General features: G+C 69.3%; 22 protein-coding genes. 9 read left to right on the top strand and 13 right to left on the bottom strand.

Going from position 1 to position 21,311, the window contains the following annotated elements; genetic code table 11:
• Positions 1–172: 172 nt before the first annotated feature.
• Positions 173–355: a DUF397 domain-containing protein gene (locus tag ACLZOT_RS47070; RefSeq protein WP_416975446.1), complete on the bottom strand. Its 183-nt coding sequence runs from the start codon at positions 353–355 to the stop codon at positions 173–175.
• A complete protein-coding gene (locus tag ACLZOT_RS47065; RefSeq protein WP_416975445.1) occupies positions 352–1,218 on the bottom strand; it encodes a helix-turn-helix domain-containing protein in 867 nt (288 codons plus the stop codon). The genes ACLZOT_RS47070 and ACLZOT_RS47065 overlap by 4 nt, the downstream gene beginning before the upstream one ends.
• A gap of 192 nt (positions 1,219–1,410) precedes the next feature.
• Between ACLZOT_RS47065 and ACLZOT_RS47060 the strand changes: the two genes are divergently transcribed.
• Complete coding sequence (locus ACLZOT_RS47060) at positions 1,411–1,830, top strand: ATP-binding protein (RefSeq protein ID WP_416975444.1); 420 nt, start codon at positions 1,411–1,413, stop codon at positions 1,828–1,830.
• A gap of 72 nt (positions 1,831–1,902) precedes the next feature.
• Here the strand turns inward: ACLZOT_RS47060 and ACLZOT_RS47055 are convergent, their stop codons facing one another.
• Both ACLZOT_RS47055 and ACLZOT_RS47050 read right to left on the bottom strand, forming a co-directional pair.
• Positions 1,903–2,835 (bottom strand): M56 family metallopeptidase, encoded by a 933-nt coding sequence (locus ACLZOT_RS47055; protein WP_416975443.1) that lies wholly within the window; start codon positions 2,833–2,835, stop codon positions 1,903–1,905.
• Positions 2,836–2,841: 6 nt separating this feature from the next.
• On the bottom strand, positions 2,842–3,231 hold the full coding sequence (locus ACLZOT_RS47050) for a BlaI/MecI/CopY family transcriptional regulator (protein WP_416975442.1): 390 nt from the start codon (positions 3,229–3,231) through the stop codon (positions 2,842–2,844).
• A gap of 183 nt (positions 3,232–3,414) precedes the next feature.
• Between ACLZOT_RS47050 and ACLZOT_RS47045 the strand changes: the two genes are divergently transcribed.
• Both ACLZOT_RS47045 and ACLZOT_RS47040 read left to right on the top strand, forming a co-directional pair.
• Positions 3,415–3,990 carry a TerD family protein gene (locus tag ACLZOT_RS47045; protein ID WP_416975441.1) on the top strand — a complete coding sequence of 192 codons (576 nt, stop codon included), beginning with the start codon at positions 3,415–3,417 and terminating at the stop codon, positions 3,988–3,990.
• A gap of 148 nt (positions 3,991–4,138) precedes the next feature.
• Positions 4,139–4,687, top strand: a complete 549-nt coding sequence (locus tag ACLZOT_RS47040) for a hypothetical protein (RefSeq protein ID WP_416975440.1) — start codon at positions 4,139–4,141, stop codon at positions 4,685–4,687.
• 633 nt (positions 4,688–5,320) lie between these two features.
• Here ACLZOT_RS47040 and ACLZOT_RS47035 read toward each other — a convergent pair.
• A complete protein-coding gene (locus ACLZOT_RS47035) occupies positions 5,321–5,842 on the bottom strand; it encodes a signal peptide protein (protein ID WP_416975439.1) in 522 nt (173 codons plus the stop codon).
• A gap of 306 nt (positions 5,843–6,148) precedes the next feature.
• Between ACLZOT_RS47035 and ACLZOT_RS47030 the strand changes: the two genes are divergently transcribed.
• A complete protein-coding gene (locus tag ACLZOT_RS47030; RefSeq protein ID WP_416975438.1) occupies positions 6,149–7,744 on the top strand; it encodes a carbohydrate-binding protein in 1,596 nt (531 codons plus the stop codon).
• A 453-nt stretch (positions 7,745–8,197) separates the two neighbouring features.
• Here ACLZOT_RS47030 and ACLZOT_RS47025 read toward each other — a convergent pair whose 3' ends face one another.
• Positions 8,198–10,246, bottom strand: coding sequence for a HelD family protein (locus ACLZOT_RS47025; RefSeq protein WP_416975437.1), 2,049 nt, complete (start codon positions 10,244–10,246; stop codon positions 8,198–8,200).
• A 39-nt stretch (positions 10,247–10,285) separates the two neighbouring features.
• A complete protein-coding gene (locus ACLZOT_RS47020) occupies positions 10,286–11,005 on the bottom strand; it encodes a MarR family transcriptional regulator (RefSeq protein WP_416975436.1) in 720 nt (239 codons plus the stop codon).
• A 250-nt stretch (positions 11,006–11,255) separates the two neighbouring features.
• Here ACLZOT_RS47020 and ACLZOT_RS47015 point away from each other — a divergent pair, with 250 nt between their 5' ends.
• The 3 genes from ACLZOT_RS47015 to ACLZOT_RS47005 all read left to right on the top strand — a co-directional run bounded on the left by ACLZOT_RS47015 (position 11,256) and on the right by ACLZOT_RS47005 (position 13,873).
• On the top strand, positions 11,256–11,927 hold the full coding sequence (locus tag ACLZOT_RS47015; protein ID WP_416975435.1) for a DUF4097 family beta strand repeat-containing protein: 672 nt from the start codon (positions 11,256–11,258) through the stop codon (positions 11,925–11,927).
• Positions 11,928–11,956: 29 nt separating this feature from the next.
• Positions 11,957–12,931 (top strand): ATP-binding cassette domain-containing protein, encoded by a 975-nt coding sequence (locus ACLZOT_RS47010; protein ID WP_416975434.1) that lies wholly within the window; start codon positions 11,957–11,959, stop codon positions 12,929–12,931.
• 156 nt (positions 12,932–13,087) lie between these two features.
• A complete protein-coding gene (locus tag ACLZOT_RS47005) occupies positions 13,088–13,873 on the top strand; it encodes an ABC transporter permease (RefSeq protein WP_416975433.1) in 786 nt (261 codons plus the stop codon).
• A 143-nt stretch (positions 13,874–14,016) separates the two neighbouring features.
• On the opposite strand, the gene ACLZOT_RS47000 is transcribed toward ACLZOT_RS47005, so the two are convergent.
• The 3 genes from ACLZOT_RS47000 to ACLZOT_RS46990 all read right to left on the bottom strand — a co-directional run bounded on the left by ACLZOT_RS47000 (position 14,017) and on the right by ACLZOT_RS46990 (position 17,862).
• Positions 14,017–14,649, bottom strand: a complete 633-nt coding sequence (locus ACLZOT_RS47000) for a TetR family transcriptional regulator (RefSeq protein ID WP_416975432.1) — start codon at positions 14,647–14,649, stop codon at positions 14,017–14,019.
• Between the two features lie 35 nt (positions 14,650–14,684).
• Positions 14,685–16,838: a phosphotransferase family protein gene (locus tag ACLZOT_RS46995; protein WP_416975431.1), complete on the bottom strand. Its 2,154-nt coding sequence runs from the start codon at positions 16,836–16,838 to the stop codon at positions 14,685–14,687.
• 160 nt (positions 16,839–16,998) lie between these two features.
• Positions 16,999–17,862 (bottom strand): GntR family transcriptional regulator, encoded by an 864-nt coding sequence (locus ACLZOT_RS46990; protein WP_416975430.1) that lies wholly within the window; start codon positions 17,860–17,862, stop codon positions 16,999–17,001.
• Between the two features lie 174 nt (positions 17,863–18,036).
• On the opposite strand from ACLZOT_RS46990, the gene ACLZOT_RS46985 reads away from it, so the two are divergent.
• Positions 18,037–18,219 (top strand): hypothetical protein, encoded by a 183-nt coding sequence (locus tag ACLZOT_RS46985; protein WP_416975429.1) that lies wholly within the window; start codon positions 18,037–18,039, stop codon positions 18,217–18,219.
• Between the two features lie 19 nt (positions 18,220–18,238).
• Here ACLZOT_RS46985 and ACLZOT_RS46980 read toward each other — a convergent pair whose 3' ends face one another.
• Both ACLZOT_RS46980 and ACLZOT_RS46975 read right to left on the bottom strand, forming a co-directional pair.
• Entirely contained in the window at positions 18,239–18,916 is a 678-nt protein-coding gene (locus ACLZOT_RS46980; protein ID WP_416975428.1) for an HAD family hydrolase, read from the bottom strand.
• Positions 18,917–18,987: 71 nt separating this feature from the next.
• The gene (locus ACLZOT_RS46975; protein ID WP_416975427.1) at positions 18,988–19,866 is read right to left on the bottom strand and encodes a FadR/GntR family transcriptional regulator; all 879 of its coding nucleotides are present in this window, start codon (positions 19,864–19,866) and stop codon (positions 18,988–18,990) included.
• 189 nt (positions 19,867–20,055) lie between these two features.
• Here ACLZOT_RS46975 and ACLZOT_RS46970 point away from each other — a divergent pair, with 189 nt between their 5' ends.
• A complete protein-coding gene (locus ACLZOT_RS46970; RefSeq protein WP_416975426.1) occupies positions 20,056–20,235 on the top strand; it encodes a hypothetical protein in 180 nt (59 codons plus the stop codon).
• Here ACLZOT_RS46970 and ACLZOT_RS46965 read toward each other — a convergent pair.
• Positions 20,225–21,148, bottom strand: a complete 924-nt coding sequence (locus tag ACLZOT_RS46965) for a winged helix-turn-helix domain-containing protein (RefSeq protein ID WP_416975425.1) — start codon at positions 21,146–21,148, stop codon at positions 20,225–20,227. The genes ACLZOT_RS46970 and ACLZOT_RS46965 overlap by 11 nt on opposite strands.
• Positions 21,149–21,311 lie beyond the last annotated feature (163 nt).

Raw genomic sequence — 21,311 nt, 5'->3', positions numbered from 1 at the left:
CGCGGGGCCGGATATCGACGCGGAGGAGTCGGGGAGGGAGGAATCAACACACGCTGGCCGCACCAGGGGTGACGGTACGTCACTTCCCGTTCGCTGGAAGGTAGTTGGAGGCGTGCCTGCAACGCCGAGACCCCTCTCCGAGAGGTGCGGAGAGGGGCCGGATATCGCCGTATCAGTTGCCGAACTGGCTGAGGAAGGAGGCCCAGGTGTCACGGGAGGTGGTGAGGAGGGGGCCGTCGGAGAGCTTGCTGTCACGAACGACGAGGCCGGAAGGGGCGGTCAGGGCGACCTCGACGCACTGGCCTTCGCCGATCGTGTAGGACGACTTCCAGAAAGGGCTGACTACCTCAATCACGATCCGTCTTCCTTGGCGCTTCGCAGCGCGCTCCGGATAAGTCGCGCGCTCGCTTCGGGTGATAGCGCCGTCGATCGTAGTAGGTCGTACGCGTCGCTGTAAGCGACCAGCCCCTCAGGTTCCTCAAGGATCGAACTGCCCCACAAGTTCTCCACGTGCACAGCTTCCACAACCGGTTCGGCATCGAAGGTGAAGGCCGAGAAGGCGTGCGACGCGGCAATGGCTCCGGCGCCGAACGGGAGCACCTGGATGGTGACGTTCTTCCGCTTCCCAGCCTGGAGAAGCGCGGAGAGTTGTTCCCGGTGGACCTCAGGCCCGACGATCGGGTACCTGATGAGCGACTCCCAGAGGACGGCGGAGTAGCGCGTTCCGCCCTCGCTGATCGTGGCCTGCCGCTTGATGCGCGCCTCCGTCAGGTAGGCGGAGCGCTCGGGGCTCACGAATCCGGGCAGCGTGGTGAACACCGTGTCCATGTAGGCCGGCGTTTGCAGGATCCCGGGGATCAGCACCTGCTGCCACTCGCGGATGTACGTCGCGTCGTTCTCCAACCCGATGTAGTCGACGTAGTCCGGCCGTAGCTGATCGGCATACTCCGTCCACCACCCTTTCGGCTTCGGGTTCTTCGCCAACTCCTCCAGCTTGGCCCGCACTTCCGGGTCGGCCACCCCGTACGCGTCCAGCAGCAACCGCACCTCGATGACGCGCGGCGTCGCATGCCCGGTCTCAAATCGGCTTATCCGCGCCTGACTTGTGACGATGACCTCGGCAGCCTGCGGCTGATCCAGCTTCGCCGCCTGCCGATACCTCTTCAGCGCCGCGCCAAGTCGCCTGCTGCGCACCGTCGGCCGTCCACCTGCGGGCATGTCTGCCTCCCCTCTCGCCGCCACCATGCCACACGCTCCGTCAACCCAAGGCCAGCATCACACGATCGAGTGACACCTCTGCATGCATTCATGAGTTCTGATTGCGGCGGTCCTCGATCCGCCCCTAGCCTCATCAGCAACAGGCCGTTGTTCCACGGCCCTTGACTGGCGAGCCGTCAGGAGGCAATCCCCATGCCCGACACCGTCACCTTCCAGATCCCCAAGCACCGCCGCCACGTCCCCACCGCCCGCCACCGCATCCAAAAGGCCCTCGCCGACTGGGGAGTTGACCCCGACCTCGCCGACGCCGTGACCCTCGCCGCCAACGAACTGGTCACCAACTCCGTCGCCCACTGCAAAATCCCCCTCGTCCGCGTCGAGGTCACCCTCCGCCTCACCCCCGACCACCTCCACCTCACCGTCGCCGACCCCGACCGCGACCACCTCCCCCACCTCACCCCCGTCACCCTGGAGGACGAGGGCGGCCGGGGCCTGATCCTCGTCGACCGCCTCGCCAGCGACTGGGGCCACGCGACGGGCCCGTACACGAAACACGTGTGGGCGACCTTCACCCTGCACCCGGCGAGGGAATGTGGTCCGGCGGATCTCTGAGGCACTGACACGACGGCAACCGACGCCGAACAGCCCTGCGTCCCAACGGAGTTGGAGTAACCCCGCTCGACCTCACAACGGCGTGGCCGCGTGCAGGATCACGAACATCGTCACCGCCGAGTTCGCCGACGACATCGCCGATACGGCCGTCCCCGCCGCCGCTCCCCACGCCGCGAGCCCCACCCCCGTGAACACGGACGGCCAGTGCCGAACGGACGGCTCGGGACCCAGAAGTGCCGCCACCCGGCGGGGAATTGGGCCCGGCGCTGCAAAGCCGGCGAGTGCCGGAACCGGTGCGCCACGCGACAGCAACGCCGCTTTCCCGATCGCCCGCGCGACCGTACGGCGGCTGCCGGTCACCGCCGCCGCCTCCTCGTCCGCCCAGCGTTCCGCCGTATAGGAGACGGCAGTTGAGAGCGGTCGCAGGAACGGGTTGGCGCGGGCGGCGAGTTGGACGGTGAGCAGGTACCGGTGGTGCCGCGCGGTGAGGTGCGCGCGCTCGTGCGCGAAGAGGGCCCGGCGTTCGGCCGGGTCGAGGCTGCCGAGGAGCGCCGTGGTGACGACGATGCGGTCCCGGCGGGCGCCGGGAAGGGCGTACGCGTAGGGGATGTCGTCCCGTAGTACCGCTACCTCTGTGGAGGGAAGCCCGGCGAGTGCTCGATGCGCGCGGCGGCGGAGGCGGAAGTGGCGCCAGGCGGTGCGGGCACAGACCCCGGCGACGGCGAAGAGCGCGGGGATGGCGGCCTTGCCCGCGAACTCGTCGTAGGGGACGGCCGCGCGGACCTCGGGGTCGGACCAGCCGTCGGGCAGGGGGTTACCTGGGAGTTGCGCCGTTCCGACGACCATCAGAAGAGCCAGGCAGACCGTGCTGCACAGGGCCATGACCGCGGCCATCGCGGTGAGCAGGCGGGTCGCGGTGCGGGGGTGGAGGTGCTGTTCGGCGAGGCGCGCTATCGGCCAGGCCGTGAGGGGCAGGATCAGCGGGAGGAAGACGAAGAACCCCATGCGGCGTCAGTCTTTCCCTTCGCTCCCGGCCTCGCCCAGCAGCTCCCGCAGCAGCCGTTCGTCGTCCGCGCCGAGTCCGGTGACGAAGCTGGCGAGCACCGCCTCACGGTCGCGTTCGCCGTCGAGGACCTTGCGCATCTTCCGTGCCGCGAGGCCGGCTTGGTCGGAGGCGGGGGTCCAGGCGAAGGAGCGGCCGGCGCGCTCGCGGGTGACGGCGCCCTTCTCCAGGAGGCGGGTGAGGATCGTGATGACGGTCGTGTACGCCAGATCACTGCCGAGGCGTTCTTGGACCCAGCCCGCCGTCGCGGGACCCTCCGCCGCGCGCAGGGCCTCCAGGACGAGCGCTTCCAGTTCGCCCTGCCCCCGTCGCCGGGGACGCTGTTCGTGGTCCGTCACACCCTGTCTCCTCTCCCCCGCACGATGTACCTCCCGAGGTGTACCTCCATGGTATCGGCGCACCCCCTACCCGCCCTCCGTTTACTTCTACAGTGATGTAGATTTAATGGTCAGGGTCGATCCCCGCGGATCACCCTCGCGACCTACGGTCGTAGTACCCCGACCCCCGAGGAGGAGTGCACAGTGGGAGTAACCCTGTCCAAGGGCGGCAACGTCTCGCTCAGCAAGGAGGCTCCCGGCCTCACCGCCGTCCTGATCGGGCTGGGCTGGGACGTCCGCACCACCACCGGCACCGACTACGACCTCGACGCCTCCGCACTGCTGCTGGACGCGGCCGGGAAGGTCGCCGCCGACGCGCACTTCATCTTCTACAACAACCTCACCAGCCCGGACGGCTCCGTCGAGCACACCGGCGACAACCTGACCGGCGAGGGCGACGGCGACGACGAGACGATCAAGGTCAATCTGGCCGGCGTACCCGCCGACGTCGACAAGATCGTCTTCCCGGTCTCCATCCACGACGCCGACAACCGCGGCCAGAGCTTCGGCCAGGTCCGCGGCGCGTACATCCGCGTCGTCAACCAGGCCGGCGGCCAGGAGATCGCCCGCTACGACCTGTCCGAGGACGCGTCCACCGAAACCGCCATGGTCTTCGGCGAGTTGTACCGGAACGGCGCCGAGTGGAAGTTCCGCGCCATCGGCCAGGGCTACGCCTCCGGCCTGCGCGGCATCGCGGCCGACTTCGGCGTCAACGTCTGAACCACCGCCGGATGTACGGGAATCGCCCCAAGGGGATCACCTTGAGGGGGCCGCTGCGAGAGGTCACCGCCGGGTGACCTCTCGCAGCGCTCCCCGCCCCGTCCCCTGGAGTGATCCCCCTCCACCTCTTCCACCACCGGGAGACCGTATGGCCGTCCCGCACCACCTCCGCCCCGAAGACCGAGCGGACTACGAGGAGACCCTGCGCCTGGCACTCGTCAGGACGGGCCAACGCGCCCTCAAGGAACAGGCGTTGGCCGACGCCGACACCATCACGGCGGCAGCCTCGGACGAGTACGCCGCGTACGTCGCCCTGCGCCGGGACGCGAGCCGCCACCCCGCCGCGCAGAGCAGCACCGCCCTCGCTGCCCTCGCCGTCCTCACGCCGATCATCTCCGCCACGTCGGCCGTCTTCCTCCTCCTCGCCGGCTACATCCTCCAACTCGCCGACGTCTCCGCCCCGTTGCCCGCCTCCCTCATCACCGCGGGCTGGATCCTCGCCACCGTCGCCGTCCTCACCACCCTCCTCGCCGTCGCCGCCGTCTTCCGCACAGCGCTCCGCGCCCGCCGCGGCCCAGCCTCACCGGCCGACATCGAACAGGCCCGACTGGAGTGGAAACGGGCGTTGCTGGAGCGGGGGTTGGTGCCGTACCTGTCGGGGTCGGGGGACAACTCGGGGCGCACGGCGACGGGTTGACGTCATCGCGCTGCACGGCGGGGAGTTGCCGTGAGCGGAGGGCGAAGCCGACGGGATCGGTCCGCGCGGCGGGGAGTCGCCGCGGGCGGAGAGCCGTGAGTGGAGAGCCGAGCCGACGCGATCGGGCCGCACCACAGAAGAGCGCCGCGAGCGGGCCGCGCACAGGAGGTCGCCGCGACCAAGGTGGCGTCACTCCAAGTGGTGCAGAGCCACCCGGACCGCGCTCGTCCGAGTGCCCTGCGACCGCCGGCTCGGCCGAAGCCCACGCCGCTGCGTGGGCCGGTCGGCGCGGCGGGGCCACCCGGCCCTGGGTCGACGGGTCGGACTCGGCCGCGATCTGCGAAGCCTCGACCTGCGAAGCCTCGACAGCCGAGCGCCTCCACCACTTGGCGGGACGCCACCGCGACCAAGCCGCGCCACGAGAAGTCGCGCCGCGAACGCGCCGCCCCGCAGGGAGCCGACGCAGAGCGGGCCACCCCGGCCGGGAGCCGACACACCCGGCGCCCACTTCGGCGGGCCGCCCCCGGACGCCGCGAGCCGGATCCCCCTCACGGCGGCTCCGGCTCATTCAGCCCCAAGCCCCAAGCCCGAAGTCCCAAGCCTCAGGGCTCAGACGCGAGGCGCACCCGCCCCTCAGCCGTAGACAACCACCCGCGGCTGCACCGTCCCCACAGCCCCGGGAGACGTGACCGTCAGCCGGTACACCTGCGTCAGCGTCTCGCCCGGCGCAAGCGTGCGTTGCGCCGTCACGAGGTCCGTGTACAGCGTGCCGGTCTGCGTGCCCGGGGTCACCGCGCTCCAGCAGCCGTCGGCCTTGCGCAGCTCCAGCTTGACGTCGACCGGCTTCAGGAAGGGGCCCGAGTCCGGTGAGACGAGCAGGAGTTGGGGGGCGACTATCAAGTCGGACGCGGTGGTGTTCGCGTAAGTGACCGTGAACTCGTGGCTCTTGCCGTCGGTGGGCAGCGCGCTGCCCGCCTGGTCCACGAAGTCGACGGGTACGGGGGCCGGTTCGGCGGCCGCGGTGATGGGGGTGGCCGCCGGGGCGGCGGGTGCCGCGAGGGCGGGAGTTGCCGTGGCCAGGCCGCCCGCGAGGGCCGCGAGGAGGGCCAGGGAGGCGATTCTTGCCCCGGTGTGGGGGAACGGGACTTTCTTCACGGTGCTGTCCGGTCTCTTTCTGGTCGGTCCTTCTTGAGTGCTTCGGACGTACTGCAAGGTCCGAGTATTCCCGAGCACTTTCACTCTTTGCCTTCGGGATGCCTGCCCGTTCACCGCACAGGCCGAAGCCGCTCCACAAAGAGTTCACATTCATAGACAATGATCAAGTACATGACTCTTGACGTGTCCACACCGTGAGCCTACTTTCCAGAGAAAGCGCTTGCTATCGCCTGGATACCCCAGATCCAGAAGTCCTACCTGTTCACGTACACACCCCGCAGTCATGTACTCGAACGGAGCCGCACGATGCACCAGCGATCAGTGAGAACAGCCGCCCTCGCCTCCTCCGCCCTCCTGGCCGGCACCCTCGTCGCCTTCACCGGCACCGCCCCGGCGAACGCCGCGACCGTCCGCCACGAGGCCGAGACCTCCCCGGCGGTCTGCACCGGCACCATCGACTCCGACTGGGCCGGTTTCTCCGGAAGCGGATTCTGCAACGGGACCAACTCCACGAGCGGATATGCCCAGTTCGCCGTCAATGCGGCGGTCGCCGGGACCGCGACCCTCAACATCCGCTTCGCGAACGGGACTTCGGCCGCCCGCCCGGCCTCCCTCGCCGTCAACGGGACGACCGTACAGACCCCGTCCTTCGAGGCGACCGGCGCGTGGACGACCTGGGTCACCAAGACGCTGACCGTCAGCCTCAACGCGGGCAGCAATACGATCCGGTTGACGCCGACGACCGCCGAGGGGCTGCCCAACGTCGACTACGCGGAGGCGACGACGACCGACTCGACGACGCCCCCCGCGACCGGCGCGATCTACGTCTCCCCGGCCGGCACCGACAGCGCCGCCGGCACGCAGTCCGCGCCCACCACGCTCACCTCGGCGATCAGCCGCGTCACCGCGGGCGGCACGATCTACCTCCGGGGCGGGACGTACAACCAGTCCGCCACCGTGACCATCCCGGCGACCAGCAACGGGACTTCGGCGGCGCGGACCACCCTCACCGCGTATCCGGGCGAGACCCCGGTGCTCAACTTCTCGGCGCAGACCGAGAGTTCGTCGAACCGGGGGCTCCAGCTCTTCGGGTCGTACTGGAAGGTCTACGGGGTCGTCGTCGAGCGGGCGGGCGACAACGGGATCTACGTCGGCGGCAGCCACAACGTCATCGAGCGGACCATCACCCGCTACAACCGTGACACCGGGCTCCAGTTGGGGCGGATCGCCTCCTCCACACCGAGCAGCCAGTGGCCCTCGGACAACCTGGTCCTCAGCGCCGAGTCGCACGACAACGCCGACTCCGACGGGGAGGACGCGGACGGGTTCGCGGCGAAGCTGACGACCGGGACCGGGAACGTGTTCCGGTACGCCGTCGCGCACAACAACATCGACGACGGCTGGGACCTCTACACCAAGCCCGACACGGGTCCGATCGGGCCGGTCACCATCGAGGACTCCCTCTCCTACAACAACGGCACGCTGTCCGACGGCACGGTCAACTCCAATGGCGACCGCAACGGTTACAAGCTCGGCGGCGACGACATCGCCGTCAACCACGTCGTACGCCGCAGCATCGCCTACCGCAACGGGAAGCACGGGTTCACGTACAACAGCAACCCGGGCTCGATGGCCGTCTCCAACAACCTCAGCATCGACAACGCGACCCGCAACTACTCGTGGGACGCCGGGACTTCGGTCTTCCGCACCAACACGTCCTGCCGGTACGCCGTCAGCGGCTCCAACGACAAGACCATCGGGGACGCCGACAGCACGAACCAGTTCTGGACCGGCACCAACGGCTCACGCTGCTCGTCGAGTTGGTCCGGCGCGCTGAAGTGGTCGTTCGCCTCGGACGGCAAGCTGGTGGTGACGCTGGGCGGGGCGGTCGTGACACTGTGACCCGCTGAACGACCCGTACGGCGTGCGGGCCCGCCTCTTCCCAAGGCGGGCCCGCACGCGGCGACTTCGGCCCGCCCCGCAACGCCAGGTCGGCGAGCAGCCGGTCACTGCCGGGCGGGGTCAGATCCTCGTCGCCGTAGCCCGACGTCCGCAGGTTCGCGGTGCAGTTGGCGAGGCCGAGGCAGGGCGCCACCCGCTCGACGGCCAACTCCCGGGCCCGTACCGGGTCCTCGTCCAGGGCGACCTTCTGCTCGGTCGCCAGCAGCGGCCCCTCGCCGAGGATCTCCCGGGTACGACGCGTGTGCTCCGGGGTGACGAGGTACGGGTGTGCCCCGGCCGTCCGATCCCCCGCCAGCCGCGTCACCTTGAGCCCGAGCGCCGCCAACACCCGGCGACTGACCGGGACTTACGCCTCGCCCCTTCTTCCGACCGCCATCGAATTACTTCCTCGTCTCACCACGGCACCCCCTCCCCATGCACCACCTCCATCCGCGACACCGCCCTGGTCAGCACCACGTACAGCCGATGCCACCCCCGCTCCTCCCCCGCCACGATCGCCAGCGGCTCGACGACCACCACATGGTCGTACTCCAGCCCCTTCACCACCCCGGCGGCGACGACCTCGACGCGCTCGCCCGACAGGCTCTGGAACCGGTCGACTTCACCGTCGGCGGCCACCACTCCCACCGACCCCTCCGAGGCCAGCGCCCGCCGCACCGCGGCCGCGACCGCGTCGTACAGCTGCCCTTCGGCCCGGGTGACGCGCAACTCCCCGCCGCCACGCAGGGAACGGGCGGCGGGGACCTCGACGTCCAGCCGTTCCAGCACCTGGTTCGCCAGGTCCAGGACGACGCCGGGCACGCGGAAGCCGACGGTGAGCGGCACCACGACGGCGTCCGGTTTCCCGAGGTGCCGCATCTGGTCGCGCCACGACCGGGCCGCCCACGCCGTGGTGCCCTGGGCGAGGTCGCCGAGGACGGTCAGGGAGCCGAACTCGACGCGGCGGGCGACGGCGCGGCACTCCATCGGGGAGAGGTCCTGGGCCTCGTCGACGACGATGTGACCGTACCCGTCGGGGTGGGCGATGAGACCTGAGACCTCGTCCAGAAGGACCAGATCGGCGGCGGACCAGCGGACCGACTTCCAGGACCGGGCGGGCCGCGCCCAGACCAGCACCGCGCGCTCCTCGGCCGACAGCAGGTCACCCCCGTACCGCTCCAACTCCTCGGTTCCGCGCAGGAGTTCGTACACCACTTCCTCCGGCCGGGCCTTCGGCCACACCGCGTCGACGCAGCCGCCGACCGCCCGCTCCACCCGTCGTACCCAGGTACCGTTCCGGGTCCCGCTGCGGCGCTCCGCCTCCGCCCGCATCCGGACGACGATCCGGGTCCGCACCCGCTCGCGGCCGACCTCGTACGGCGGCTCCTCGGCGAGCACGTCCCGGACGATCCCGGCGACCTCCCCGGCCGGGACGCGCCAGCGGTACGACCCCTCCTGGACCACGGCGCCCTGCGCGTCGTCCGCGCGGACCCGGCCGTACAGGGCCCGGCGTAGTACCTCAGCGGTACGGGGATCGTGCTTGACGACGGCGGCGGCACGGGTGTCCGTGCCGGTGACCGGGTGGAGGGCGATCTCTTCGAGGAGGGTCGACTGCCGGACGCCGGTCTCGCCGAGGGCGGGGAGCACCTCGGAGATGTACGAGAGGAAGGTGCGGTTCGGGCCGAGGATCAGCAGGCCCGCGCGCTGGATGCGGCGGGGGTGCGTGTAGAGGAGGTAGGCCGCACGGTGCAGGCCGACGGCGGTCTTGCCGGTCCCGGGTGCGCCCTGGACACAGATCGAGTCGCCGAGTCCGGCGCGGACGAGGTCGTCCTGCTCGGGCTGGATGGTCGCGGCGATGTCCCTCATGGGTCCTACCCGGGGACGCTCCAGCTCGCGGGCGAGCAGCCCGGTGACGCCGGCACCGTCATCGGCGTACCCCTTCGGAGCCACTCCCCCGTGCAGCTCCCCGGATGTAGTACCCGTACGACTCCTGGCCGCGCCCCCGCCCGGCCGCAGCCACTCGTCCTCCAGCCCTGTCAGGTCCCGTGAGTCGCCCCGGCTGCCCGCCGCCCAGCCGAACCGCCGCCGGACGTCCACACCCTGTGGATCACGGGCCGACGCCTGGTAGAAGGCCCGGGAGACCGGGGCCCGCCAGTCCACCACCAGGGGCGGATCCGCGGGCTGCTCGCTCACCCGCACCCGCCCCACGTGGTGCGCCCGCCCGTCGCCGAAGTCCAGCCGCCCGAAGAACAGCGGCCCCTCCGGCAGCTCCTTCAACTCCTTTGCATGGCTGCGCAGTTGGTAGCCCAGAACCTCCGCGTCGGCGCCGGACGCGGACGCGTTCTCACCGATCACGACCTGTTCGTCGGCGCCGCTCACCATCGCCTCGAAGGCGGTCCGGCAGCGGTCGTGGTGGGCTCGTTCGTCCCGTAGGGACGTCTCCAGGTCAACCTCGCCAGTCATAGAACGAGGCTAACCCCAAAACTTAACCGAGTCACATTTTTAACTGGACTTATCGTGGAGTACTTCGCGCGCCTGGTCCGCCGCCCGTCTAATACTTTCGGAGACGTGGTCCATGAACCGGGCCATGTTCTCCAGCCGCACGGCGGCCGGCGACCCCACCCCCAGTACCCCCACCCCCTGACGGGCGACGCCCCCCAGGTAGGCGGTCGCCTTCGCGCTGGCGATCGTCGACTGGTACATGACGTCGTCGTCGACGACGTACCTCTCGCGTCGCCTGCCCCCCTCCTCCCGCTCCCGCCGCACCAGCCCCTGGTTCTCCAGGAACGCGATCGCCTTGGACACGGACGCCGCGCTGATCCCCAGCCGCCCGGCCAGTTCCCCGGCGGTCAGGCTCCCGCTGTCGGTGACGTACAGCGCGGCCAGCACCCGGGACGTCATGTTCGGCAACCCCTGCTGGGTGAAGAGCGTCGCGAACGCCTCCTCATACTCCCGCACGGCCTCCATGTCCCGCCCCTCGACCGCCGCCACCGTGCCGGCCTCCCGGGGTGCGGCCTTCTTGCGCCGGTGGGCCCGCGTCTCGGTGGCCCGGTGCGCGAGGTCCGCGCGATACCCAACCGGCCCACCGTTGCGCATGACTTCACGCGTGACCGTCGATGTCGGCCGGTCGAGCCGCCGCGCGATCTCCGCGTAGGCGAGCCCGTCCCCCAACCCCACCGCGATCTGCTGACGCTCCTGCTGAGTGAGCCTGCCTCCCGGCATCACAACCTCCTCCACGGACTTCCACGTACTCGCCCAGCATAGCTTTCACCCCACGTCCATTGCAACGCACACTCAGGCGCACGTTGCGTTGAAAGCATCACCGTTGCAACGATTTCTAGACTCTGACCTGCAGTGACGAACCTCCATCGCAACGAACTCATTGCCAGATCCGGCAACGCAACGTAGCTTTTCCAATGTCAGAAACGGCGAACGCGCAGCCGGACACACAACGGACCGAAGGACAGAGACCATGCAGAAGTTCGAGACCCCCGCCGCCATCACCGCCGCCCTCACCGTCTCCGCCGGCCGCATCCAGCTCATCGCCGCCGACCGCACCGACACCACCGTCGAGATCCGCCCGGCCGACTCCACCAAGTCCCGCGACGTGAAGACCGCCGAGCAGACGACGGTCTCCTACGACGCCGCCGTGGGCGTCCTGCGCATCGACACCCCGGCGCCGAAGAACCAACTCCTCGGCGGCCTGGGCTCGGTGGAGGTCACCGTCCAGCTCCCCGCCGGCTCCCATGTCGAGGCCACCTCGGACGCCGCCGAACTGCGCGGCGTCGGCCGCCTCGGCGACGTCACCTTCAAGGGTGGCTACCGCGAGGTCAAGCTCGACGAGGCCGCGAGCGCCCAACTCGCCGCCCACGACGGGGACATCACCGTCGGCCGCCTCACCGGGCCGGGCGAGATCAGCACCCAGCGCGGCACCGTCCGCGTCAACGAGGCGATGCGCGGCACCCTCGCCCTCAGCACCCAGCAGGGCGACATCGAGGTCGTCGCCGCGCAGGGCGTCTCCGCCTCCCTGGACGCCGGGACCTCCTTCGGCCGGGTCTCCAACTCCCTGAAGAACGACGGCACTTCCACGCTCTCCATCACCGCCACCGTCGCCCAGGGCGACATCACCGCCCGCAGCCTCTGAACCGCAGCACCGACAAGGGGGTCCCTCTCATGACCGAACTGGCCATCGCCGCAAGCGGATTGCGCAAGTCCTACGGCGACAAGAACGTCCTCGACGGCATCGACATCGCCGTACCGGAAGGCACCGTCTTCTCGCTGCTCGGGCCGAACGGCGCGGGCAAGACCACCGCCGTGAAGATCCTCTCCACGCTGATCACCCCGGACGGCGGACAGGCGCGGATCGCCGGGCACGAACTCGCCACGCAGGCCCAGGCGGTACGGTCCACGATCGGTGTCACCGGCCAGTTCTCCGCGGTCGACGGACTGATCACCGGCGAGGAGAACATGCTCCTCATGGCGGACCTCCACCACCTCTCCAGGAGCGAAGGGCGGCGCGTCACGGCCGAGTTGCTGGCCCGGTTCGACCTCACCGACGCCGCGAAGAAGCCGGCGTCCACGTACTCCGGCGGTATGAAACGGCGTCTCGACATCGCGATGACCCTCGTCGGCGGCCCCCGTGTCATCTTCCTCGACGAACCGACGACCGGGCTCGACCCGCGCTCCCGGCACAACATGTGGCAGATCATCCGGGAGCTGGTGACCGACGGCGTCACCGTCTTCCTCACCACGCAGTACCTGGAGGAGGCCGACGAACTCGCCGACAAGATAGCGGTGTTGAACGGCGGGCGGATCGTCGCGGAGGGCACCGCCGAGGAGTTGAAGCGGCTCGCCCCGGGGGGCCACGTCAGACTCCGGTTCGCCCACCCGGCGCCGTACCAGGACGCGGTCGCCGCGTTCACCGAGGCGAGCCGGGACGACGACTCGCTCACCCTCCAGATCCCGAGCGACGGCAGCCAGCGCGAACTGCGGGCCGTACTCGACCGGTTGGACGCGGCCGGGGTCGAGGCCGACGAACTCACCGTGCACACACCGGACTTGGACGACGTGTTCTTCGCGCTGACCGAGAGCGCGAGCGGTGCGGCCGAGGCGACCGGCACGACCGGCGTCGTGACTGCCGGCGCCTAGACCGCCTCCTCACGGTCCCCGTCGCCCCGACAGCCGACGCCCGGACCGGCACCGAGACCCGCACCCGGACCGCCGGCGGCGAGCCCGCCGGCGTCCGCGCCACCAGCACCGCCACCACGCCCACCAGCACGCCAACTCCCCGCAGGAGAACGTCAGATGAGCACCCTCGCCCTCGCCGCCCGCGACTGCTCCACCATGCTCCGCCGCAACCTGCTGCACGCCCGCCGCTACCCCTCCCTCACCCTCAACCTCCTCCTCACCCCGATCATGCTGTTGCTGCTGTTCGTCTACATCTTCGGCGACACGATGAGCGCGGGCATCGGCGGCGGGGGCCGCTCCGACTACATCGCCTACATCGTCCCCGGCCTGCTCCTGATGACCATCGGCTCCACCACGATCGGCACCGCGGTCTCCGTCTCCAGCGACATGACCGAGGGCATCATCGCCCGCTTCCGCACCATGGCGATCCACCGCGGCTCGGTGATCGTCGGGCACGTCATCGGCAGCGTCTTGCAGTCAGTCGCGAGCGTCGTCCTCGTCGGGGCCGTCGGCGTGGCCATCGGCTTCCGCTCGACCGACGCGACCGTCCTGGAGTGGCTCGCCGCGTTCGGCCTGCTCGTCCTGTTCGCGACCGCCCTCACCTGGATCGCCGTCGGAATGGGCCTGGTCAGCCCGAACGTCGAGGCCGCGAGCAACAACGCGATGCCGATGATCCTGCTGCCGCTGCTGTCCAGCGCGTTCGTGCCGGTCGACACGATGCCCGGCTGGTTCCGGCCCATCGCCGAGTACCAGCCCTTCACCCCGGCGATCGAGACCCTGCGCGGCCTTCTCCTCGGCACGGAGATCGGCAACAACGGCTGGCTCGCGATCGGTTGGTGCGTCGGCCTCACGGTCCTCGGCTACTTCTGGTCGACCGCGAAGTTCGAGCAGGACCCCAAGTAGGCGTCATGGCAAGGCTGTTCACACCCGGGCGGCGCACCTCGGCAACAGGCCGACGTGCGCCGCCCGTTCCGCGTACGGAGGCGTACGGAGACGTCCGGCACCAGCAACCGGCAGACGTACGCGGCCAGTTCGACGTACCCCCCTCACCCCGAAGCCCCCTCCCCCGGCTCCCCCACCGCACGCGCCAGCACCCCGAACGCCCGTTCCGCCGCCGCCACCGCGTCCCCCCGGACCTCCTCCACCGACTCCCCCTCCGCGATCCGGCGCCAGTTGTCCAGCGCGAGGATCCTGCGGACGGCGATGATCTGCCCGGCCGCGAGGCGGGCCGGGAGGTCTCCGCCGAGGGCCTCGCCGAGGGCCTCCTCGGAGCGCTCCAGGAAGCCGTACAGCCGCGCGACCAGCGAGGGCGTGCCGTAGAGCAGGGCGTAGTACTCCCGTACCTGAGGGTGATCGTTCAGGCCGGTGACCGGGTCGTTCGCCGCCAGCCCCGCCAGGAAGTGCCGCCGCAGCGCCACGACCGGCGTAAGCCCCCGCTCGCGCCCGGCGCTCACCACCTCGGCCGGCTCCCGCTCGTGGTCCGCGAGGCGGTGCAGGACCAGGTCCTCCTTCGCGGGGAAGTACCGGAACAGCGTCGGCTTCGAGATCTCCGCGGCGGCGGCGATCTCGGCGACGGACACCTCGTCGAAACCCCGCTCGATGAACATCCGCACGGCGATGTCCGACACATCCCGGTACATCCGCTGCTTCTTGCGCTCCCGCAACCCGCTCTCACTCATGCCACGAGCGTACGCAGCACCGCCCCCGCGGGGTCTCATCCGGTGAGCGCGAGCCCCAGGTAGGGGTTGGCGGCGCGGGGCACGGGCAGGCCCAGGACGTCCAGAGCGGCCTTCAGGGTCTGGCCGTACGAGTCGACCGCACGGCGGACGTTCGGGGCTTCGAGCGCCTCGCGGCTGACGAGGCGGTCGAGGTCGATGTAGGCGGAGCGGACGATCTCCAGCCAGCGGTACACGAGCCAGTCGTTCTCCCAGCCGGCGACCCGCTCCTCACCCAGCCGCTTCACCCAGCGCTCGAACATCCGCTCCCTGATGGCCTGTTTGGTCGGTGTGAGGTGCATGTGCCGGACCAGGTCGTAGAGGGGGTCTCCGACGAGTGCCAACTCCCAGTCGATGATGGTGAATTCGGCGGAGTCGTGCCGCACGAGGTTCCAGGGGTTGAGATCGCCGTGCAGCAGCGAGGGCGCACGGCGCGTGATGCGGTGGCGGCGCAGCAGCTTGTCCAGCAGGTCGGCGTCGGGCAGCCCCGCCTCTTTCGCCAACTGGGCGGTCTCCTCAGGGAGTTCCCAGACCAGATCGACCAGTGACCCGGCCAACTGCCCGTAGAAATCACGGCTCACGGCCTCGGGGTCCAGCGACTCCCAGTTCACCCGCGTCAACGCGCACAACTGGTCCACCAGCGCGTCCGCCTCGCACGGCCGCAGCCCGTCCACCGGGTGCCGGGGCACCCGCTCGGGGTCCGGGCCGGCGTACGTGTGGATCGCGAACGGGTCGTCGTGGTAACTCACCCCGAGTGCAAGGGTCCTGGGCGCCCGCACCGGCACCTGCGACTCATGGATGGCCCGCAGCACCGCGTGTTCGTACAGCGGACGCCGCTCCCGCCGTCGTACGTCGGGGAGTTCGCGCCGTACGACGACCGGGAAGCCGATCCCCGGGATCTCGACGACGGTGTTGAGGTGCGAGGCTCCCTTGAACACCTGGTCCGCCCCGGCCGCGCCCTCCGCCAGGAGGACGGCCTTCACCTGCTCCGCCCCGAACTCCTCGTCGAGCGGCACCCGTTCGGTGTCGAGCCGCCAGTCGAACGCCTTGCCCAGCCAGTCCCGGCCGTTGACCTCACCGCCGCGCCGGGCCGCCAGCCAGCGGAACAGCGCCGACTCGATCTGGGACCGTCCCGGTACGGAGCGCAGCCTGAGCGGCCGTTCCGCGACCCGCAGCGCCCGCTCGACCTCGCGGGTCGCCCGGTCCAAGTCCCGTTGGGTGAAAGAGGAGTCCAGGGACTGCGCGGCCCGCATGACGTCGGGGTAGAGGGACTGGGCGCGTTCGAAGTCGAGGTAGTGCCGCAGGTCGGAGTCGAACCCGGTGACCGCCGCCGGGCGCACCCCGCGCATCGCGGACTCCCAGGATCTGATCACCTCGCTCCACTGGTGTTCGGGGTAGCGCATACGCACCAGATGGGTGGCCAGGTCCTGCAACGGGTCCCCGAACGTGGCGAGTTCCCAGTCCACGGTGACCACCTCCGCCCCCTCCGGGGCGTACGGCAGGATCAGGTTGTCGCGGTGCAGGTCGGTGTGCAGCAGGCTGTAGGGCCGTTGGGTCATCGTCGGCACCCGCTCGGCGAACCGCGTCAGCGCGTCCTCCGGGATACCGAGGGAACTGAACAGGCCCCCGAAACCGCGCCAGTTGGGCAGCCGGATCTGCCGGTCCGCCTCCATGGCAAGGGTTTTGAGGAACGCCTGACTGTCGGCGCCATGAGCCGGCCAGCCCGAGGGGAGCGGCGGCAGCACCGTGCGCCGTACCCGGGTCATCTGGGCCAGCAGTTCGGTCAGGGCCGACATGAGCCGGCCGTCCACGGGTTTGCCGTCGCCGCAGACCGTCGACAGCGGCACACCCTGCACATAGCTGTGGATGCTGAAGCCGCGGGCGCGCAGCAGACAGGTCGGCGCGTGCGGCAGATGCGGCCGTACGGCCTTCAGGACCGCGCCCTCGTCCTGCCAGGTCCGGATCACCACCGGCAGCGCCTCGCGCCGTCTGACCCGCACCAGCACGGTCGTACCGGCCTCCTGGCCCAACCGGTCCGCCAGGAACTCCGGTAGCGCGCACACGTAGTTGTCGTTGTGATGGCCGCTGGCGACCGGTGCCTTGTTCCTGGCGTCCTCGACGAACGACGACAAGGCGGCGCTGGGCTTGATCACTGACCGCTCCGTTGGGGCTCACACTGGTATGACAGGCATGCGACCTGAGTAACGACCCAGTGGGGACGTGGGTGTAGTCACCACTCCTGGGTGTCTGCCTGTTCGACAGCGCGGGCGGGGAGTCGTTCTGTCATGTTAGTCAACTCCCGTTACGCCTGGGTCATTTGGCAAGAGTTCTCCACACCGACTCGAACCATGTGCGCATGCTCTCCACGAAGACGGAGGCGGCCGAGTCCGGGTCGGAGTCTTCGACTTGGTGGGTGAGGGTGGCGCCGAGGCCGAGTACGTCGAGCGCGGCGACCTCCTCCCCCGTGTCCAGGACAATGGGGCGCTGGACCACCTCGTAGGGGCCGAACAGCGCGGTGCGGTGGTTCAGCAGGTAGAGCTTGAACGTCGGTGTCAGGGGTACGTGCCTGACCTCCAGGGAGATGTCCTCCACCGCGCTCTGCGTCTGGAGGCCCCTGAACGCGCGGGTGAGGATGGCGAGGTGCTGCCGGGTGATGCCCTGCATCCGCTCCTGCAACCGCCGGTCCTCCGGGACATCTATGACGTGCGGGTACGGGAGTTCACCGCCGGGCAGCAGGATCCGTACCGCGATCCGCCTGGGGCTGATCTGTCCCGTGTAGATGCGCTCCACCTGGGACAGCATGTGTCCGCTCAGCGTCTCGGACGTCAACGTGAAGACGTCCAGGGTGACTTCGGGCTCCTGGAACGCCTCGGCGAGCAGCGGGCCCAGGGACAGGGCCCGGCCTTTGCGCTGCGGGTCCCCGGAGGATATGCGCTGAGTCTTCAGCACCACCCGTGACCCGCTCCCCTGCCGGGACTGGATCCACCCCTCGCTGACCAGCTCTCTCAACACCCGTTGGACGGTGTCCCGGGAGACCGTGAACTCATCGGCGAGTTCTCGCTGCGACGGCAGGAACCCCCCTACGGGATAGGCCCCTTCAGTGATCCGGGCGCGCAGGATCGCGGCGATCCGCTGGAACTCCCTGCCGCCGCCGTCGCCGATCTGCTGCTCGCCCACTCTTCGACCGTACCGCCGCCATCCCGCCGACAAACCACTTTCAGTCAAATCCACCGGCCAACTGGGCTGCCCGTTAAGGGATCTATCGGCCAGGGAAAGACCACCTCAAGTCAACCAGTCCAATTGGACTGCAAGTTGCAGGCTTCACCGAGAGTTGTCGGGAGGTGAAAGAGCATGCTCCTGTTGTCCACCCTGGCGGAATCCCTCAGCCTCACCCTGGGCCTTTTGGTTCGGGCACGACTGGGCCACCTCGGCGTCTTCCTGTTGTTCCTCCTGGCAGTCGGACTGCGAGCCCGGCACAGCGGACTCGCAGTCACCTCCGCCATACTGCTGACGGCCCTCATGATCCAGGCATGAGAAAGGCTTCCTCAACCGCTTACGCCCGTTTCCTGACCGCCACCAACACCGACTCCAGCGAGGAGACGACCGCCTCCGCCCCCTCCTTGCGCAACAGCTTCCCCTTGTCCTCGTTGCGCGCATACCCGAGGAACGGCACCCCGGCCCGCCGCGCGGCCACCAGGTCGGTCGGCGTGTCACCGATCATCAGGGCGTCCACGGGCGCCGAACCCATCGCCCGCAGCGCCCTGTTGAGGCAGTACGGGTCGGGCTTGAGGAGCTGGATGTCGGCGGTGCGGCCGTAGATGTGCGGAGCGAAACAGGCACTCAGGCCACGGCTCGCCAGGTAACTCACCACCACCTTGGGTGAGTTGTTGGTGGTGATCGCCATCCGGGCGCCGACCGCCACCCACGTACGGATCAGCGGGTCGGCGTACGGAGTGGGCTGCGCCGTGGTCGCGGCCGTCAACTCCTCCTCGGTGAGCCGCCCTTCCAGGTCGACGACAAGGTCGCTGCCGGGATGCCTGCTGTCCACGGCCCGCAGAACGACGTGCGGATCGAGGCTCTTACGCTCCGCCTCGCTCAACAGCCCCCGGAGTCCCAGCAGTTCCAGTCGCTCCACCATCCCCGCCGCGACCTGCTCCGCCGGGTGCCCGGCGAAGAGCCGGCAGACAGGCCCGTCGAAGTCCCAGAGCACGACCCGGGCGCGACCGATCAACTCCTCCACTTTTTCGGTCGACTTGTCGCTGTCAAAGGCCGTCCGATCCGTCTGTTTCGTATCAGAAGTCACTAGGAGAGTGTCAGGTCTGTCGTGATGGTTTCCCAGAGGGCGTCGAACCACCTCTGCGACTCCTCGACGAACGCGACGTCGCGCTGCCCGGTGCGCTTCTCGAAGGAGAAGAGGAGGGACTCGGTCCCCCGGACGTCGTACATGTCGAGGAGCACCCCGTCGTCGGAGGGCTCCTCATAGCGCGCGACCGTGTAGTAACCCATCAGCGCTTCGACCTCGTTGAGCAGATACAGCTTCACCGGCGGCGTGAACGGCAGTGCCCGAAAGGTGACTTGGACCTCAACCCCATGCGACCGCAAAGCATGCAGGTTGTACCGCAACACCTGCCCCTGCGCATTCCGCATCCCCAACCACCGCTCGTGCACCGGGTCTTCCCCCTCGACCCCACCCACCTGCACCGGAAACGCCAGGTTGATCTTCCGCGACGGCAGCATGATGCGTACGTCGATCCGCTCCGGCCGGACGGCCCCCGCATGGATCAGCCGCAGCGGCTCCCCCAGCGCCGGAATCAGGCTCTCCGCGGTGAGGCACACGGCGTCGATCCGTACCCGCGTCTCCTGGAACGCCTCGACGAGCCGGGGCGCGAGCGCCACCATGGTGGGCCGAGGTTCGTCACCCTCGCCCTCGGCGAACTCGGCGATCCGCGGCGGGCTGCCCTTGCTGACGTTGGTCAGCAGCCCGTCCTCCTGCAGAGCCCGCAGCGCCTGCCGCACGGCCCCCCGCTCGACCCCGAACTCGTCGGCCAACTCGGCCTGGGTAGGCAGCCGATCACCCGCTTTGAGGTCTCCGACCCGGATCCGCTCCCGCAGATTGTCGGCGATCTCCTGGGGCGAGAGCCTTCTGCCGGCGTCCACTGCCACCTTCCCCTGGGTCGTCACGGTCGAACGGTACAACTCTGATCCATCTTAAGGCAGTTGCCGACAACTTGTTTGAGGGTTGGCGCCAAGTGGGGACAACATCAGTGAAGTTGGTTGCCAACTTGGTCAAGTTGGCAGGCCGCTGGCATATCCCATCCGGCCCGCGCCGCGTCAAGAAACCCGCATCACGTCAAGAAAGGGGTGAGCCCCATGCCCATCGCCCTCGTCACCGCCGCCCTCGAACAGGCCGTCCAGTGGAGGTACGGCACGGCAGGCGCCGTCGCCATGCTGCTGATCAGCGTCGGGATCAAGGCCGGGATCCCCACGCTGACGTCGATAGGAGCCGTGATGCTGGCCGTGCTGGTCACGCCGCCGGCGGTCAGCTCGTGAGCTGAAGGTCCGAACTGATCGTCCCCCACAGCGCGTCGAACCAGAGCCGGGACTGCTCGACGAACATCGTGTCGCGCGCGCCGGCCCCCTGCCCGAACGCGAACAGCATCGACTGGGTGCCCTCGGCGTCGTACGTCTCCACGCGCTCGTCGTTGATGAGCTGCTCGCGTCGGCGCAACGTGTAGTAGGCGAACAGGGCTTCGTCGCCGTTGAGCAGATACAGCTTCACCGGAGGCGTGAACGGCAGTGCGCGGAAGTCGACTTGGACGTCGATGCCGTGCGTCTGGCGCAGCGCGAGGAGGTTGTGCTTGAGGACCTGGCCCTGCGCGTTGCGGTGCAGCAGCCAGTGTTCGCGCAGTCGCCCGGACGCCGAACTGTCCAGCGGGGCGGGGAAGGCGAGCGGGATGTTGCGCGACGGCAGCAGCACCCGCACGTCGACCTTGGCCGGATTCATTCGCCCCGCGTGGATGTGCCGGAGGGGTTCGCCCATGGCAAGTGTGAGGGATACGGCGGTCAGGCAGAGCGCGTCGATCCGGACGTGGTCGGCCTCGAACGCCTCTGCGATACGCGGCGCGAGGGCGACCGTCGTCGGTTGCGGCGGGGCCGCCGGACCGCGTATCTGGAGCCCAACTCCCTGGTCCAGGGCGACAGTTGCCGGTGCGCCCTTGGTCATGTTGGTGAGCAGCCGCTCCGCCTGGAGGATGCGCAGGGCCTGCCGTACGGCTCCTCGCTCGACCCCGAACTCGTCGGCCAACCGGGCTTGTGTGGGCATGCGTTCACCGGGCCGCAGCACTCCGGACCTGATCCGGGTGCGCAGTTCGTCGGCCACCTCGTGGTGTGACTTCTGTGGCCGATGCGGCCTTTTCCGTCCATTGACGGAGGCGGGTTCCGGCTCCACGTCGAAACAGTACAACTTCCCGCCATCTTTGGGCAGTTCCCCGGGAGATGGTTATGAGACGCTTCCAAGCGGACATAAGTACAGTGAAGTTGGCAGCCAACTTCACCTGACATGGTCAACGTGGTCAAACTTTCAGATGGTTGGTCGGGCTCCCTTCCGGAGGGGAGCCGGGAGCCCG

It is taken from the genome of Streptomyces sp. 4F14, assembly GCF_048159485.1.
Lineage (GTDB): Bacteria > Actinomycetota > Actinomycetes > Streptomycetales > Streptomycetaceae > Streptomyces.
Note: the sequence above shows the minus strand (reverse complement) of the source record. Positions and strands in the feature narration are given on the sequence as shown.